This window comes from Phenylobacterium sp. (assembly GCF_024508875.1).
GTDB lineage: Bacteria > Pseudomonadota > Alphaproteobacteria > Caulobacterales > Caulobacteraceae > Phenylobacterium.
The window spans coordinates 13383-29050 of record NZ_JANINU010000196.1 but is presented as its reverse complement, the minus strand read 5'-3'; the positions used below and the strand labels follow the sequence as shown (position 1 = coordinate 29050).

15 protein-coding genes are annotated in these 15668 nt (G+C 68.9%); 10 read left to right on the top strand and 5 right to left on the bottom strand.

Going from position 1 to position 15668, the window contains the following annotated elements; all coding sequences use genetic code 11:
* The 4 genes from Q0L11_RS14830 to Q0L11_RS14815 all read left to right on the top strand — a co-directional run.
* Positions 1 to 919 (top strand): FAD-binding protein (locus Q0L11_RS14830; protein ID WP_296598233.1); only part of this gene is annotated, 919 nt, incomplete at its 5' end.
* 18 nt (positions 920 to 937) lie between these two features.
* Positions 938 to 1720: a succinate dehydrogenase iron-sulfur subunit gene (locus tag Q0L11_RS14825; RefSeq protein WP_296598232.1), complete on the top strand. Its 783-nt coding sequence runs from the start codon at positions 938 to 940 to the stop codon at positions 1718 to 1720.
* The gene (locus Q0L11_RS14820) at positions 1720 to 2667 is read left to right on the top strand and encodes a tetratricopeptide repeat protein (RefSeq protein ID WP_296598231.1); all 948 of its coding nucleotides are present in this window, start codon (positions 1720 to 1722) and stop codon (positions 2665 to 2667) included. The genes Q0L11_RS14825 and Q0L11_RS14820 overlap by 1 nt, the downstream gene beginning before the upstream one ends.
* A 101-nt stretch (positions 2668 to 2768) precedes the next feature.
* Positions 2769 to 4610, top strand: a complete 1842-nt coding sequence (locus Q0L11_RS14815) for a DUF885 family protein (protein WP_296598230.1) — start codon at positions 2769 to 2771, stop codon at positions 4608 to 4610.
* 37 nt (positions 4611 to 4647) lie between these two features.
* Here the strand turns inward: Q0L11_RS14815 and Q0L11_RS14810 are convergent, their stop codons facing one another.
* A complete protein-coding gene (locus Q0L11_RS14810) occupies positions 4648 to 5217 on the bottom strand; it encodes a TetR/AcrR family transcriptional regulator (RefSeq protein ID WP_296598228.1) in 570 nt (189 codons plus the stop codon).
* Positions 5218 to 5234: 17 nt separating this feature from the next.
* Positions 5235 to 6509 carry a cytochrome P450 gene (locus Q0L11_RS14805; RefSeq protein WP_296598226.1) on the bottom strand — a complete coding sequence of 425 codons (1275 nt, stop codon included), beginning with the start codon at positions 6507 to 6509 and terminating at the stop codon, positions 5235 to 5237.
* Between the two features lie 188 nt (positions 6510 to 6697).
* Here Q0L11_RS14805 and Q0L11_RS14800 point away from each other — a divergent pair, with 188 nt between their 5' ends.
* Positions 6698 to 7930 carry an FAD-dependent oxidoreductase gene (locus Q0L11_RS14800; protein ID WP_296598224.1) on the top strand — a complete coding sequence of 411 codons (1233 nt, stop codon included), beginning with the start codon at positions 6698 to 6700 and terminating at the stop codon, positions 7928 to 7930.
* Between the two features lie 23 nt (positions 7931 to 7953).
* Entirely contained in the window at positions 7954 to 8274 is a 321-nt protein-coding gene (locus tag Q0L11_RS14795) for a 2Fe-2S iron-sulfur cluster-binding protein (RefSeq protein WP_296598223.1), read from the top strand.
* 57 nt (positions 8275 to 8331) lie between these two features.
* On the opposite strand, the gene Q0L11_RS14790 is transcribed toward Q0L11_RS14795, so the two are convergent.
* A complete protein-coding gene (locus Q0L11_RS14790; RefSeq protein ID WP_367183433.1) occupies positions 8332 to 9078 on the bottom strand; it encodes a glucose 1-dehydrogenase in 747 nt (248 codons plus the stop codon).
* Between the two features lie 125 nt (positions 9079 to 9203).
* On the opposite strand from Q0L11_RS14790, the gene Q0L11_RS14785 reads away from it, so the two are divergent.
* The 3 genes from Q0L11_RS14785 to Q0L11_RS14775 all read left to right on the top strand — a co-directional run bounded on the left by Q0L11_RS14785 (position 9204) and on the right by Q0L11_RS14775 (position 11139).
* Positions 9204 to 9548, top strand: a complete 345-nt coding sequence (locus Q0L11_RS14785; RefSeq protein ID WP_296598222.1) for a helix-turn-helix domain-containing protein — start codon at positions 9204 to 9206, stop codon at positions 9546 to 9548.
* A 132-nt stretch (positions 9549 to 9680) separates the two neighbouring features.
* Positions 9681 to 10391: a PEPxxWA-CTERM sorting domain-containing protein gene (locus tag Q0L11_RS14780; RefSeq protein WP_296598221.1), complete on the top strand. Its 711-nt coding sequence runs from the start codon at positions 9681 to 9683 to the stop codon at positions 10389 to 10391.
* Between the two features lie 25 nt (positions 10392 to 10416).
* Entirely contained in the window at positions 10417 to 11139 is a 723-nt protein-coding gene (locus Q0L11_RS14775) for a PEPxxWA-CTERM sorting domain-containing protein (protein WP_296598220.1), read from the top strand.
* Here the strand turns inward: Q0L11_RS14775 and Q0L11_RS14770 are convergent.
* Entirely contained in the window at positions 11115 to 12635 is a 1521-nt protein-coding gene (locus Q0L11_RS14770; protein WP_296598218.1) for a M20/M25/M40 family metallo-hydrolase, read from the bottom strand. The two genes, Q0L11_RS14775 and Q0L11_RS14770, sit on opposite strands and share 25 nt — an antisense overlap.
* 97 nt (positions 12636 to 12732) lie before the next feature.
* On the opposite strand from Q0L11_RS14770, the gene Q0L11_RS14765 reads away from it, so the two are divergent.
* A complete protein-coding gene (locus tag Q0L11_RS14765) occupies positions 12733 to 13242 on the top strand; it encodes a DOMON-like domain-containing protein (RefSeq protein ID WP_296598217.1) in 510 nt (169 codons plus the stop codon).
* A gap of 28 nt (positions 13243 to 13270) precedes the next feature.
* On the opposite strand, the gene Q0L11_RS14760 is transcribed toward Q0L11_RS14765, so the two are convergent.
* Positions 13271 to 15592, bottom strand: a complete 2322-nt coding sequence (locus tag Q0L11_RS14760; protein WP_296598215.1) for a PAS domain-containing sensor histidine kinase — start codon at positions 15590 to 15592, stop codon at positions 13271 to 13273.
* Positions 15593 to 15668 lie beyond the last annotated feature (76 nt).

Genomic DNA, 15668 nt, shown 5'->3' with positions numbered 1-15668 from the left:
GGTGAGCCGCGCCATGACCATGGAGATCCGCGAAGGCCGCGGGGTGGGCCCGAAGAAGGACCATATCTTTCTGCACCTCGATCACCTGGATCCCAAGATCCTGGCCGAGCGCCTGCCGGGAATTTCCGAGAGCGCGAAGATCTTCGCGGGGGTCGACGTCACCAAGGAGCCGATCCCGGTGCTGCCGACCGTGCACTACAACATGGGCGGCATCCCGACGAACTTCTACTCGGAGGTGGTCACCAAGGCCGGGCGCGACCCGGACAAGGTGGTGCCGGGCCTGATGGCCGTGGGCGAAGCGGCCTGCGTCAGCGTGCACGGCGCCAACCGCCTCGGCTCCAACAGCCTGATCGACCTGGTGGTGTTCGGCCGCTCGGCCGCGCTTCGCTGCGCCGACACGATCAAGGCCGGCGCGACCCAACCCGAACTGAAGCCCGCGATGACCGACGGCCACCTCAGCCGCCTGGACCGCTTCCGCAACGCCAGCGGCTCGACCTCGACAGCCGCCCTTCGCCTCGAAATGCAGATGGCGATGCAGGAGGACGCGGCGGTCTACCGGACTTCAGACGCGCTGAAGAGCGGCGTGCAACGGATGAACGCCGTCAACGCCAAGCGCCCCGACCTGAAGGTCACCGACCGCTCGATGGTCTGGAACAGCGACCTGATGGAGACGCTTGAGCTGGACAACCTCATCGGACAGGCGGTCGTGACGGTGACCGGCGCGCACAACCGCACCGAAAGCCGCGGGGCCCACGCCCACGAGGACTTCCCGGACCGCGACGACAAGAAGTGGATGAAGCACACCCTGTCGTGGTTCGACGACGCCACGGGCAAGGTGAAGATCGATTACCGCCCGGTGCACGACTACACCATGACCAACGAAATCGCGCCCTTCCCGCCCAAGGCGCGGGTCTACTAGGCGAAGGGGAACAGACAGATGGTTCAGCTCACCCTTCCGAAGAACTCCGTCCCCAAGGGCGGCAAGCACTTCCCGGCCCCTGCGGGCGCGGCGAAGGTCAAGACGTTCAAGATCTACCGGTACGATCCGGACAACGGGCAGAACCCGTCGTGGGACACCTACGATGTGGACGTCAGCCAATGCGGCCCGATGGTCCTGGACGTGCTGATCCACATCAAGAACCACATCGACCCCACGCTGACGTTCCGCCGCTCGTGCCGCGAAGGCATCTGCGGCTCGTGCGCCATGAACATCGCCGGGCGCAACACCCTGGCCTGCATCCACGGCCACGAGGAGTGCCCGGGCGACAAGGTCTCGATCAGCCCGCTGCCGCACATGCCGGTGGTGAAGGACCTGGTGCCGGACCTGACGCTGTTCTACGCGCAGTACGCCTCGGTCGAGCCCTGGCTGAAGACCGAGACTCCCGAGCCGCAGAAGGAGTGGCGCCAGTCGCCGCAGGACCGCGAGAAGCTGGACGGCCTCTACGAGTGCATCCTGTGCGCCTGCTGCTCGACGAGCTGCCCCAGCTACTGGTGGAACCAGGAGAAGTACCTCGGCCCGGCGGCTCTGCTGCACGCCTACCGCTGGATCATCGACAGCCGAGACGAGGCCACCGGCCAGCGCCTGGACGACGTCGAGGACCCGTTCAAGCTCTACCGCTGCCACACGATCATGAACTGCGCCCAGGTCTGCCCGAAGGGTCTGAACCCGGCCAAGGCGATCGCCGAGATCAAGAAGATGCTGGTGGACCGGGTGGTCTGATGCGCCGCGTCGCGATCCTCGCTTTCGGGCTCTGGATCGCGGCCACCTCCGCCCAGGCCCAGATCAGCGTCGTCCAGGGCGCTCCGCCCGTCACCGACGAGACGAAGGCGGCGCTCGGCAAGGTTCGCGCCGACGGTTCGCGCGAGCTCTATCAGCTCGCGGAAGCGGGCCGGATTGACGCGCAGACCTACGCCGGCGTCCTGCTAGCCTTCAGAAGCGACGCCGAGCCTGACAAGCGCAAGGGCTGCGGTTATCTGGAAGCCGCGTCGGCGACCCGGTCGGACGCCATGCACTTCCTGGGCGAGGCCTATCAGTACGGTCGCTGCGGCGGGCGGATCGACCTGGAAAAGGCGATCACGACTTTCCACAAGGCCGGCGACATGGGCCTCGGCAAGTCGCGCTGCGCGGAGGGCAATGTGCTGCTGGAGCTGGGCCGCGACCAGGCGCGCGCGGTGCGGCTGTGCACCGAGGGCGCGGAGATGGGCGACGCCGACGCCCAGACGGACGTTGGCAACTTCTATCTCTCGGGCCGATTTGTGAAGAAGGACGCGGTGGCGGCCCGCGGCTGGTACGAAAAGGCCGTCGCCCAGGGCCATCGGAACGCGGCCTACACGCTCGGCCAAATTTACTGGTACGGCGACGGCGTCGCGAAGGACACCGCCAAGGCGGCCCAGCTTTGGCGCCTCGCCTACGACCAGGGCCGGCCGGACGCGGCTGTCCTGCTGGGCGATGAGGCCATGGAGCGGGCCACCAGAAAGCTGGACGCGAACCAGTTGGCGGCGGTGGGCGCCGGCGAGGCTGCGTTGGATCAGGCCATCCTGTCCGAGGCCCTCGATTGGTATGAGAAGGCGCTGGCCGCCGCGCCGCCGCAGTCGCGTGGACAGATCGAGGACCGCATCAAGAAAGCCAAGCTGTTCAAGCGCCCCGATAGCAAAGGTGGTGCGTAGGACCGGCTAGGCCACCCGCCCCTTCGCCGACCGGCGGCATGTTTCGCCCTGGAAACCGGTCTCAGCTTGAGCGTCTTGCCGGGCCATGCCTCATTGCCGGCATGCTTCGCACCCTCCACGCCCCCGCCCTCGCCGCCCTTGCCCTCGCCGTCGCGCCGGCCGCCGGGCTCGTCGCCATCGCGCCGTCCGCGGCCTCCGCCCAGACGCCAGCCGACGCGACACAGAAGTTCAACGCCTTCCTCGACGCCGAATTCGCCGAGGCCCTGAAGTTCAGCCCACAGACCGCGACGACCCTGGGCCGCAAGGAGGGTTACGACCGGCTGAACGACCTCTCGGAGGCGGCCGAGCTTAAGGCGCTGGAGTGGCGGCGCGGCAGCGTGGCGCGGATGAAGCAGGGGTTCCAGCGGGACAAGCTCTCGGACGAGGGCAAGATCAGCTTCGACATGTGGAGCCAGGAGCTGGACCGCGCCGAGCTGGCCTACAGGTTCCGCCGCTACGACTTTCCGTTCGGCGGCGGCGGGGCCCATTCGGGCCTGCCCTCCTTCCTGATCAGCTCGCACCTCGTCGACGGCGCCGCCGACATGAAGGCCTACAACGCCCGCCTTCGCGCCCTCGGCCCCGCCATGGACCAGGCCCGCGAGCGCGCCGTGGCCGCCGCCGGCGACGGCATCCGCATGCCGCGCTTCGCCTATGAGCGGATGATCGCCGAGAGCCGCAAGCTGATCTCGGGCCAACCCTTCGCCGCCGAAGGGCCGGACTCCCCGCTGTGGACCGACGCCAAGGCCAAGGTCGCCAGGCTGTCCGCCGCCGGAAAGGTCACGCCGCAGGAGGCGCAGGCGCTGCTGGACGAGGCCAAGGCGGCGCTGACCACGGGCATGAAGCCCGGCTATGAGCGCCTGATCGCGTGGGGCGAGGGCGACATCGGCAAGGCGCCGTCGGGCAAGGTCGGCGCGCTGACGCTGCCGAAGGGTCTGGACTGGTACCAGGCGGCGATCACACTGCAGACCACCACGACGCTGACGCCCGACCAGATCCATAGCCTGGGCCTGTCGGAGGTGAAGCGGATCCAGGGCGAGCAGGATGCACTGGCGCAGAAGGCCGGCTTCAAGGACGCCGACGCCTACTATGCCGAGCTGAACCGCGCCGACCCGCCGCAGCCCTACACCGACGAGAACCGCGCCGAGATTCTGGCCTATTCCAACAGCCTGATCGCCAAGAGCCGCGCGGCGCTGCCGGCGATGTTCAACAACCTGCCGGCCTACAAAATGGAAGTGATCCGCGAGCCGTCGTTCAGCGAGGTGGCGGGTGGCGCGGCGCACGCCAGCGGCCCCAGCCCCGACGGCGCGCGCCCGGGCCGGGTCTACCTCCACATGCTGGGCAAGACGTCGCTGCGCGCCAGCCTGGCCGACCTGATGTGCCACGAGGGCGTGCCGGGCCACGTCATGCAGGGCGACCTGCGCGTGCGCCAGAAGGGGGCGCCGCAGTTCCGGCTGGCCGCCCGCAACGCCGCCTTCAACGAAGGCTGGGGCCTCTATTCCGAACTGCTGTGCAAGGAGATGGGCGTCTATCCCGATATCGCCTCGGACTTCATGCGCCTGGACGCCGAGCTGTTCCGCGCCGCCCGGCTGGTGACCGACACCGGGCTGCACGCCAAGGGGTGGACCGAGGACGAGGCTGTCGCCTACCTCAAGGCCACCGGCCGGCGGGGCGACGACCAGGCCCGAGCCGAGACTCGCCGCTACATCGTCAATCCCGGCCAGGCCACCGCCTACAAGATCGGCATGATCCGCATCCTGCAACTGCGCGGCGAGGCGCAGAAGGCGCTGGGACCGAAGTTTGACATCAAGGCCTTCAACGACACGGTGATCGCCTCCGGCTCGCTGCCGCTTTCGGTGCTGGACCAGCGGATCAAGGACTGGGTGGCGGAGCAGAAGCGGGGGTAGACGCCCTCGTCCGCCCCCACCTCACCGTTCGCATAGATCAGGGCCGGAACAGCGTCTCCAGCCCGGCGATCACGTCCTCGATGAGTTCGCCGCCTTCGGGCGTGCTTGGGGCGAGGTCCGCGGCGCCGTGGGCGGCCGCCCAGACGGCCAGGGTGATATGCCGCAACGGCGGGTCTACCCGCCCCTGCACGGTCGCCACCTCGGTCACAATACGGTGCAGGACCGCCAGCGCCGCGGCCCGGGCTTCGACCACTTGCGGCTGCTCGGCGATCTCGGGGTCGAACATCAGGCCGAACAGCGCGGGCTCGCGTCGGGCGAACTGGAAATAGCCCACGGCCCAGCCACGCAGGCGCCGCCCCTCGCCAGCATCGTGGTCGGCGCGCTCGAGGTCGCGCCGCAGCTCCTTGAACCCGCCCGCCGCCAGCTCGGCCAGGAGCGCGGTCTTGCTGTCGTAGTGGTGGTACATCGAGCCGGCCGTGATGCCGGCCCGCGCCGCGAGCGCCCTCAGGTTGAGCTGCTTGAGGCCGCCCTCCTCCAGCATCTCGCGCGCCTCGCGAATGAGGCGGCCAGGCAGGTCTCCGACGTGGTAACGGCGCCCTTCGGACATGACGCCGGAGCTTACGCCTAATTCCGCGTGGGGATCACCACCGGGAGGGTCTCATAGCCCTTCACGAACACCGAGTGTGTGCGCAGCGGCTCGCGGACCAGGCGAATCTCGGGGAACCGGGCCAGGATTTCTTCCCAGATGATGCAGAGCTGCAGCTCGGCCAGGCGGTTGCCCACGCAGCGGTGGATGCCGAAGCCGAACGACAGGTGGTTGCGGACCCGCTCGCGCTGGATGTCGTAGGCGTTCGGGTTGGCGATCTGGGCGTCGTCCCGGTTGCCCGAAACATACCACATGACCACGCGGTCGCCGGCCTTGATCGTCTTGCCGCCCAGTTCGAAGTTGCGGGTCGCGGTGCGGGCCATGTGCGCCAGCGGCGTCTGCCAGCGGATGGTCTCGGAGACCATGGCGGGGATCAGCGACGGGTCGGCGCGCAGCTTGTCGTACTGGTCGGGGTTCTTGTTGAGCGCATAGACCGAGCCGGAAATGGTGTTCCGGGTGGTGTCGTTGCCGCCGATGATCAGCAGCACCACGTTCGAGTGGTAGTCGTGGACGTTGAGGTTCCGGGTGGCCTCCGCGTGGGCCATCATCGAGATCAGGTCGAACTTCGGCGGCGCGTTCACCCGCTCGGCCCACAGGGCGTCGAAGGCGGCGAAGCAGGCGTCGGCCTGCTCGCGCTTGTGGTCCCAGCTCTTGGCTGGGCCGAAGCCGGGCGTGTTGGTGAACATGTCCGACCAGAAGGTCAGTTCCCGGCGCTTCTCCTGCGGATAGTCGAAGAGCGTGGCCAGGGTCATGGCCGTCAGCTCCTTCGAGACGCGGTCGACCCAGTCGAACTCCTCGCCGATCGGCAGGCTGTCGAGGATCTTGCCGGCCTCGGCGCGGATGATCGGGCTCATCGCCTGCAGGTTCTGCGGCGCGACCGCGGGGCTCACCGTCTTGCGCTGGATGTCGTGCCCCGGCGGGTCCATCGCGATGAAGCTGGCGCCGCGCGGCCGCTTGTCGGCCTCAGCCCGCTGTTCCCGGGACTGCAGCACGATGCTGTCGGCCGAGGAGAACACGTCGTGGTTCGTGTCCACGGCCATGATGTCCTGGTAGCGCGTGACCGACCAGAAGCCGTCATACTCGTCGCCCGGCGGGGTCCAGTGGACGGGGGATTCTTTCCGCAGCCGTTCAAAGACCGGCCACATCGCGTCGTTGACGAAGAGATCGGCCTGGGCCGGGTTCAGGGCCTCGATCGGCGTGGCCCAGGCTTCCGCCGCAGCGGCCGCGCGGAAATCGACGGATCCGTCGTCCATGGCTGTTCCTCCCGGGCGCTTGCGGCCCTTTGGGATCATGGGGCCGATCCAAACGCTGTTCGGCAAGCCTTGATTGGGATCATTTGCCCTCCGCAGGGTCAGCGGGCAAAGAGAGAGCGCCCGGGCTCGCCGGGCGGCGTCGCGCCAGAGAAGTTGACGCCATCGTCACTTTTCGGCATCGGAGAAACATGAGCAGCGCTTCGGCTCACGTCGTCATCGTGGGGGCCGGTCACGCAGGTGGCACGGTCGCGGCGCTGCTGCGCCAGTATGGCCACGAGGGCCCGATCACCCTGCTGGGCGAGGAGCCGATCCCGCCCTACCAGCGCCCGCCGCTGAGCAAGGCCTGGCTGAAGGGCGAGGCCGACGCCGATTCTCTGGCGCTCAAGCCGCTCGAATTCTACACCGAGAACAACATCGACTTCCGGCCGAACGCCGTGGCGACGAAGCTGGACCGCGGCGCGAAGACGGTGACCCTCGCCGACGGTTCGACCGTGAGCTACGACATCCTGATCCTGGCCACCGGCGCCCGCGCGATCTCGCTTCCGATCGAGGGCAAGGACCTTGCCGGCATCCTCTTCCTGCGCACCGCGGCGGACGCCGAGGCGCTGAAGGCGGCGGTCGGGCCGGGCAAGACCCTGGCGGTCGTGGGCGGCGGCTACATCGGCCTCGAGGTGGCGGCGTCGGGCCGCGCGCTGGGCGCCGAGGTCGTTGTGATCGAGCGCGAGCAGCGCCTCCTGGCGCGCGTGGCGTGCGAGGCGCTCTCCAGCTTCTTCCAAGACCGCCACGTCAGCCATGGCGTGCGGTTCGAACTGGGCGCCACGGTGACGGGCTACCTGGGCAGGGACGGCCACGTCGTGGGCGTGCGCCTGGACGACGGCCGCGAGATCGCCTGCGACGCCGTCGTGGTGGGCGTGGGCGCTCACCCCAACGAGGAACTGGCGAAGGACGCCGGCCTGGAATGCGCCCGCGGCGTGGTGGTCGACCTGGACGCGCGCAGCGTGACCGATCCCAGCATCTTCGCCATCGGCGACGTGGCCCACCGGCCGATGCCGATCTACGACCGCATGTTCCGGATGGAGAGCGTGCCGAACGCCCTGGAACAGGCCAAGCAGGCGGCCAGCGCCATCATGGGCCGCCCGCGCCCGCCGGGTGAATGCCCCTGGCAATGGTCGGACCAGTACGATCTGAAGCTCCAGATCGCCGGGTACGCCTTCGACGTCGACGAGATCGTGGTGCGCGGCGAGCCCGCCAGCGGCAAGTTCGCCGTCTTCCACCTCAAGGGCGACCAGGTCCAGGCCGTCGAGGCGATCAACTCGCCACCCGAATTCATGATGGGCAAGATGCTCATCCTGAACCGCAAGCCCGTGAACAAGGCGAAGCTTGCGGACCCATCCGTTTCCATGAAAGAGGTCGCTGCCTGAACAGCGATCAGTGAGGGGCGTCCATGGCCAAGATCACCTACGTCGAGCATGACGGCACCAGGCACGAGATCGACGTGAAGCCGGGGCTGACCGTCATGGAAGGCGCCGTGAAGAACAACATCCCGGGCATCGACGCCGACTGCGGCGGCGCGTGCGCGTGCGCCACCTGCCACGTCTATGTGGACGAAGCCTGGCTCTCGAAGACCGGCGAGAAGTCCAGCATGGAGGAGTCGATGCTCGACTTCGCCGAGAGCGTCCAAGAGAACAGCCGTCTCTCCTGCCAGATCAAGGTCAGCGACGAGTTGGACGGTCTGGTCGTCACCATGCCGGAGAGCCAGCACTAAGACGCTAAAGTCCGACGGCGGCCCCGGACGCGAAGTCCGAGGCCGACCGTCGCGGCCTCAGCGCAGGCCGCCGGTCGCCAGCAGTTTCTCGCCCGTCAGCCAGCGGGCGTCGTCAGAGGCGAGGAACACCGCGATGTCGGCGATATCGGCCGGCTGGCCTACGCGGCCCAACGGCGTCTGCGCGACCAGCGCCTCCTGCATCTCCGAGCCGATGAAGCCGGCCGTGTGCGTGCCTTCGGTCTCCACCATCCCAGGGTTGATGGCGTTCACGCGGATCTTGCGCGGCGCCAGCTCGTTGGCGAGCACGCCGGTGATCGCGTCCAGCGCGCCCTTCGTACCCGTGTAGACCGCCGATTCCGGCATCAGCAGCGTGGTCACGCCCGAACTGATGTTGATGATGCTGCCGCCCTCGCCCAGGTGCTTCGCGGCCGCTTGCGTGACGAGCAGCACGCCCAGGACGTTGACGTCGAACTGGCGGCGGAACTCGTCTGCGGTGATGTCGCCCAGCGCGCCGAAGGCATAGACGCCCGAATTGTTCACGAGGATGTCGAGCCGGCCGTACGCCTTCAAGGCCGCATCGATCAGGCCCTGGGCCTCGGCCGCCTGGGTGACGTCGCCGCCGACCGCGACCGCCTGGCCGCCGGCTGCGGTGATCGCCTGGACGACCGAATCGGCGCCGGCCTTACTGGACGCATAGTTCACGACCACCGCGGCGCCCTCGGCGGCCAGCGCCTTGGCGATGCCGGCGCCGATTCCCTTGGAGGCGCCCGTGACGACGGCGACCTTGCCTTGAAGCTTGGACATGGAGTGTTTCCCTCTGAATACGCAGGGACGGGCGGCAGTCGCCGGAATGGCGGGTCGTCTTCGTCCTGAAGTTCGGGAAATCGGAACTATTGAACGAATTTCAAGACCGCTTACTTTGAAAAATCATGAGGCCGCTGCTGCACCCCTCGATCGAAGACGTCCGGCTGGAGGCCATCCTCCATGCCCTGTCCGATCCCGTGCGCGTGGCGATCTTCGCCGACATCGCGGGCGCGGACTGCCCGCAGCGCTGTTCGGCGTTTTCCAGCGTCGGCGACCGGGCGATCCCAAAGTCGTCGCTGTCGCAGCATTTCAAGGTGCTGCGCGAGGCCGGCCTGATCCGCTCCGAGCGCCAGGGCGTCGAGATGCGCAACATCTCGCGCTGCCCCGAAATCCAGGAACGCTTCCCCGGCCTGATCCCGGCCATCCTCGACGCGCACATGGCCGAGCGGAAGACCGAGCGGGCGGGCTAAGGGCCGGCCAAGCGGCGACACAACTCCACGACCCTGACGTTCAAGCAATCGCGCGAGACGTGTGCGCCATCGCATGCAAGTGTCGCATCCTGCACATTAGATTGGTTAACGCGTAACAGTGGGATGGCGGGGATGCGTGGTCTGGTGCGGATTCTGGCCTTGGGCGCCTCGGCGGTCGTGGCCTTCGCAGCGGCGCCGGCGGCGGCGCTGACGCTGACATTCGCGGTGCACGTGACGGGTTCGAGCCCGGGCGCGCCCGCGATCGACGATTTCGAGATGACCTGGACGTTCGAGCCGGTGCTCTATGAGTTCGGCGGGCAGAAGACGTACTATGGCGACGTTGCAGGTGTCGTCGCGACGCCGCAGGGCGCCGACATGTTCGCGGTCGCGGGGGTCTCGGAACCCTACGCCCCGCCCCCAGACAGTTGGGCGCTCAACCGCACGATGGACGGCGACAACGTCTATGTGGAGTTCTACCAGCGCTTCAGAAGCGCCGACCTGGACGCCGAAAGGCTGGGAGACTACCAGAACCAGATCGCCGGAGGCGGGCTGTTTCCGGCAGTGAACTACACGCCCGGCGGCTTCGTCTATCTCGTGCAAAGTCTCGGTGACCTGCAGTGGTCGCAAACGGCCCTCCAGACCGTCGGCGGCTTCACCAACGACGGCCCCCCGCTCACCGTCGTAGGCGAGCGACTGTACACCGGGACGGCGCGGTTGGTGGCCTGGGATGTCGAACCCGACCCGCCTGCGGTGCCCGAGCCCGCCACCTGGGCGCTCATGATCGTCGGCTTCGGCCTGGTGGGCTCGACCCTGAGGCGCAGGTTTGCTTCGGCGGCCGGCTGATCACATAGGCGAATTGGGGATCGAGATGATGCACACGTTGCTCGGCAAGCTGCTGGCCGTGACCGGCGCGCTGGCGTGCGCTTTCGCAGGAGCGCCTGCGGCCGCGCTGACGCTGACCTTCGCGGTGCATGTGACGGGGTCCAGCGCCGGCGCCCCGCTCATCGATGACTTCGAGATGACCTGGACGTTCGATCCGGTGCTCTTCGACGTGCCTCCCAACCAATACTACGACGGCGATGTCGCGGGCGTTGTGGATACGCCGCAGACTGGCGACATGCTGGCGCTGGCCGGGCTCGTGCCCCCCTATGAGAACCCGACGACGTACCGGGAAAGCTACGCCGCCATCACCAACGGCAGCAGCGTCCAGCTCATCCAACTGTTCCGGCAGGGCGACTTCGACACCCTGCAGGCTGGTGAATACAAGAACCAGCTTCTGGGCGGCGGCGCACCGGCGCCGACCAGCTATACGCCGGGCGCGTTCGTCTACTACCTGCAGGCGGTGGGCGAACTGAGTTGGATCCAGACCGCGACGCGGAGCAGCTTCACTCTGGACATCCCTGCGACACCGCCGACCATCCTCGCCTCCCGGACCTACACCGGCACGGCGCGGCTGGTCGGTTGGGACGTGGAGCCGGCGGGCAACCCCGCCGTCCCCGAGCCCGCCACCTGGGCGCTGATGATCGTGGGCTTCGGGCTGACCGGAACGGCGCTGCGCCGGCGGCGTCAGCCCAGCGCGGCGACCTGGTAAAGGAAATCGACGAAGCCTAGCGCGGCCTCGTCCATGCCGGCGACCTTCGTCGGGTTGGCGCTCTCGACCAGGAAGATCTCGTTCGGGGCGTGGGCCCCATTGCCGTAGCCCAGGCCGAACTGGCCGGCCGGCAGGTTGAGCGGCGGCCCCGTGAAGACTACGCCCGGCCAGCTTCCGGCCAGGCGCGGATAGAGCGTCACCTCGGCGCCGAAGCGCTTGTAGGCGGCGATCTGCGCCTTGGTCAGGGTTGCGTCCTCCGGCGTCTCGGTTGGGCCGTAGCCGCCGGTGACCTTGACCTCCACGTCAGTGAAGCCGCGCTTGTCGAGGTGGGCGCGGAGCTTCCGGACCGTGTCGTCCTTGGTCATGTTGGGGACCATGCGGATCTCGACCTTGGCCGTGGCCTTGCCGGGCAGGATCGTCTTACCGCCCGGCCCAGTGTAGCCCGCGATCAGGCCCTGGATGTTCACCGTCGGCACGGCGGCCAGCCGCTCCAGCGACTGTTCCCAGGTCATGTCGTCGATCCAGCGCTGGACGCCCAGGCGGGCCTTGGCGTCGGCCTCGCTGGTCTTGGCGGCGGTCATGGCGATCAGTTCGCGCTCGCGGGCGGTCAGCGGCCGCACCATCTCGGGGATGCCGTCGATGACCACGGTGTTGCCGTCGGGGCTGACCAGGGACGACAGCGCCGCCACCAGGCGCCAGGGCGGGCTGTCGACCCGCGCCTTCTCGCTGGAGTGGATGTCGCCCTTCGGCCCGCGGCCCCACCTCTCGCCCGATACGGTCAGCTCCATCTCCAGCGCGCCCTTGGCGCCGAGGTTGATGGTGACCGCGCCGGTCGACGGGCTTTGGGACGCGAACGGGATAATGACGCCGACGCTCTTCTTGAGGGCCGTCGCCACCTGGGGCGCGGTGACGATCTCATGGAAATTGGGCGAAGCGATCTCCTCCTCGCCCTCGGCGACAAGCACCAGGTTCACGGGAGGCTTGCGGCCCGCGGCGCGCAGGGCGTGCAGGGCGGCCAGCACGGTCGCTTCCGGACCCTTCTGGTTCACCGCGCCGCGGCCCATGACGACCTTGCCCAGGCCGGGTCGATCGAGGACGCGGCCCTCCAGCGGCGGGCTCTCCCACTCCTTCGGGTCGAACTGCTTCACGTCGTACATGAAGTAGAGGCCGAGGGTCTTCTTGGCCCCCACGTCCCACGTCGCGAACACGCCCGGCTTGCCACTGGACGGAACCAGCTCCGCCTTCTGGAACCCCGCGTCGAGGGCGAGCTGTTTCATGTAGTCGGCGCCCGCCGGGTAGTTCAGATTCTCGGCGGCGATGGAGGGCAAGGCGATCCAGTCCTGGAGGCGCTTGATCGAGGCGGCGTGCCCGGCGGCGATGGCCTTCTTCACGTCGGCGTAGCTGTCGGCCGCCAGCGCGGCGACCGGCGCGAGGCTGGCTAGACCCGTGGCCGCAGCTCCCGCCAGCAGCGCGCGTCGATCCGTACGGTGTTGCATCGTCCCCTCCAGGCTCTCCCGGTCGGAATGGGTATCGCGCCCAGCGGCGCACGCAAGGGTCCTGGCGCGGGCGGCGACGCGCGCTAGGCTGTCGCCCATGGCCCAGGCGCTGACGCCGCATCCCTCGACACCCTGCTCTGCCGTGCGCGCCTTGACGGTGGAGGCGCGGCGCGAGGGCGCGCGGCTGGTTCTGATCTACCGGCTGACCGGTGACCTCGGCATGCTGGCGATCCCCCCGGCAGCGGCGGCGGACCGCACGGACAGCCTGTGGGAGCACACCTGCTTCGAGGCGTTCGTCGGCGGCGAGGGCGGCGGCTACCTGGAGTTCAACCTGTCGCCGTCCGGCCAGTGGGCGGCGTACCGGTTCGACGGCTATCGCGCCGGGATGGCCGCGCTTGAGATGGCCGCGCCGCGGATCGAGACAACGCGGACGCCGGATGTGCTGGAGTTGCGAGCGGAGCTGGAGCTGCCGGACGCCGGATCGATCCGCGTCGGCCTGACCGCGGTGATCGAGGCGACGGACGGAACGGTGTCATATTGGTCGCTGGCGCATCCCCCAGGCCATCCCGACTTCCACCAGGCTGGGGGCCGGGTGCTGGCGCTCTGAAGCCTTCTCCCCCTACGGGTGAAGAGGTTCAGCTCGCGAAGCCCAGCTCGGGCTGGCTGACGGCGGTAGCGACTTCGGGCAGGTGGCAGGTGAATTTGGCGCCGGCCCCCGGCTCGCTTTCCAGCGCCACCCAGCCGCCGTGTAGTTCCGTCAGGGCCTTGACGAGAGCAAGACCCAGGCCTGGGCCGCCGCGCTCGCGGCCGATGAAACGGTCGAAGATGTGGGCCTGGACGTGGAACGGGATGCCACGCCCCGTGTCGGCCACCTGGAGCTGGACCTCGCCCACGGCCTTGCGGGCCGAGAGCGTCACCGTGCCGCCGGCCGGGGTCTGGCCGATGGCGTTCTCCATGAGGTGATCCAGGATCTGGCTGAGCCGCCGGCGATCGCCGCGGATGGCGCCGACCGCATCGCTGGGCTGCATAACGATGGAGACCTTCGCCTGCTCGGCCTCCGGCTTCCAACGCACGGCGGTCTCGATCAGCAGTTCGGAGACGTTCACCTGGGCCAGGTCCAGCGCCATCTCGTCGGCGTCGATCTGGGCCATGTCGAGCACGTCGTCGATCGAGCGGGCCAGTTGCGTCGCCGCCGACTTCACCGCCCCGGCGTACCCCCGCGCCCGTTCCGACAGGCTGTCGCCCGAGTGCTCCAATAGCTCGGAGTAGCCGATGATGGTGGTGAGCGGCGTCCGCAGCTCGTAGCTGACGTTGCCGACGAAATCGCGCTTCAGCCGCTCGGCCTCGCTCAGCGCCTGCTCGCGGTCCGCCAGCGCGCTCTCCAGCCTCCTCGCATCGGTGACGTCGGTGAACGCCACCAGCGTCGCCCCGTCGGGCAGCGGGCGCGTGCGGTACTCCACCGTGCGGTCGTCCGAGGTCTGGGCCTCGCCCGTGATCGGCATGCGCGCGGCCGGGTCGGGGTCCGCCACCCGCCCCTTCAGGTCCTTCCAGAAGACCATGTCGTGCAGCTTCGGCACGCAGAGCTCGACCACGCCTTCGAAGTCGCCGGCGGCCTCGATCTGCAGCGGCGTGATGTTCCAGAAGCGCTCGAAGCTCTCGTTGTGCAGGCGAAGGCGCCCGTCCGAGCCGAACACCGCCACGGCGTCCGACAGCTTGTCGAGGGTCGCCTGCTGCACCTGGATGAGGGCGTTGAACTGGGCCTTCATCTTCAGCTCGCCCGTGATGTCGGCGAACAGCAGCAGAAGCCCGCCCATCGGGTGGGGCTGGCGCACGACGCGCAGGGTGCGGCCGTCGGGCGTGCTCCACATGTCGTCGGGCTGCTGTTCCAGCTTCTCGTAGCGGTCGAGCTCGCTGGCCTTCCACTTGGCGTAGTCGGCCGTCTCGGGCAGGCGGCGCCGCTGGCGCAGGCGGTCGAGAATCTCGCCGTGGGTCGGCCGCTCGGTGAGCCAAGCCGGCTCCAGGCCCCATAGCTCGGCGAAGGCCGTGTTGTGGAACGACAGGCGCTTGCTACGGTCGAATATCACCACCGCATCGTCCAGGCGGTTCAGCGTCTCGTCGTGCGCCTCGACGTTGCGCTTGGTCTCCTCGCGCGCCTCCTCCAAGTCCGTCAGGTCGTCCGTCCAGACGCCGACGCCGCCGCCCTCCAGGGGCTGGGCCGTGATCTGAAACGCGCGGCGGCGGCCGCCGAAGGAGAGCCAGCGGAGGGCCTCGCGCCGCTGGCCCATGTTGGCCGCCTCGCTGGCGATCGCGTCGACACCCCGGTCGAAGGCCGCGCCGCGCTGGGCGGCCTCGTCCAGGCTGGATGCGTCGACGGCCTTCAGCCAGGCGGCGTTGACCCAGATCGGCGAGCCGTCGGCCGCCGCGAGCCAGGCTGGACAGGTCCGCGAATTCAGGAACGCGGCGAAGCGCGGGGCGGTCGGCAGGCCCTGGTCCTCGCCCAGCACGGCGGACACGCGCAGCCAGGCGAGCGCTCCGGCGGCGCGGCCCTCGACGGTCACCACACCCGCAGGCCCCTTCACCTCGAAGGCGACCGCCTCGCCCCGCTCGAACAGGCCCCGCAGCCGGCGCGCGTGGTCGGGATCGGCGCGCATCAGCGCGTTCAACAGGTACTGCGGATCGTGCTCCGAAAGCCCCAGCGCCTCGCAGCAGACATTCAGGCTGTCCTCGCCCGAGGCGAGCAGCGCGTGGCCGTCCTCGACCGCGAGCAGGGCGGAATCGAAGGCCTCCGCCGAGGCCTGGGCCGTCTCCGCGCCGGCTTCGAGCTGGCGGATGCGCGCCTTCAGGCCCGCGATCCGGCGATCGGCCGCGCGGCGCTGGGCGAACGCCCACAGGACGGCGGATATGGCGAGGCTCACCGCGCCCGCCGCCGCCGCCAGCATCAGTTCGTGCGCGCTCATCGACGCCCCGGCGAATCGTTGGGCCAGAGCTTACGGCGTGGCGGGCCGGACCGCACGTGCAGCGTCGTCGCGGGAC